Source organism: Mesorhizobium sp. M7A.F.Ca.ET.027.02.1.1 (genome assembly GCF_004022985.1).
GTDB lineage: Bacteria > Pseudomonadota > Alphaproteobacteria > Rhizobiales > Rhizobiaceae > Mesorhizobium.
In genome coordinates, this window is the sequence record NZ_RZOL01000934.1 from 1 (window position 1) to 466 (window position 466).

General features: G+C 62.2%; 1 pseudogene. It reads right to left on the minus strand.

The annotated features are described in order from the left end of the window. Positions 1-399, minus strand: a pseudogene (locus EN749_RS37085) (nucleotidyltransferase); the annotation flags it as partial. Positions 400-466 lie beyond the last annotated feature (67 nt).

Sequence of the window (466 nt, forward strand, 5' to 3'; positions counted from 1 at the left end):
GCCTGCGAGCGTGGTGATGATGACGGAGATGGGCTTCAGATCGGGTTCGCCGGCAAACATGTTGTCGCGGTGCCTCTTCAAGAGCATCACCGCGGCCTGCAAGGGCGTCCGCACGCGGTAGTCCGGCAGGTTCTCGACGCTAGCCGTAACGCCTTGCCTCCTCAACGACTCCACGAGGATCTGCTTGCGCCGGGCGAGGACCGAACCCATTCGTGACCTAATCCATTCCCCATACCCCTTTGGATTGGAGCGCGGCCAGTCGGCCGTCCGCACCTGGTAGGTCGGGACATCGCGATCCGTGATGGCGATCGCAGTATCCGCCCACCGCGCATCGAATTGCGCGCGTTCCAGAAGAAGCCGCTGTTCTGAGCCATTCGGCAACGAGGGAACGATGTCCATGTGGAATTGGGCGCCATCTGCATAGGAGAGGATCCAGCAACGCCGGCCTTCACGCACAGGCTTCGTC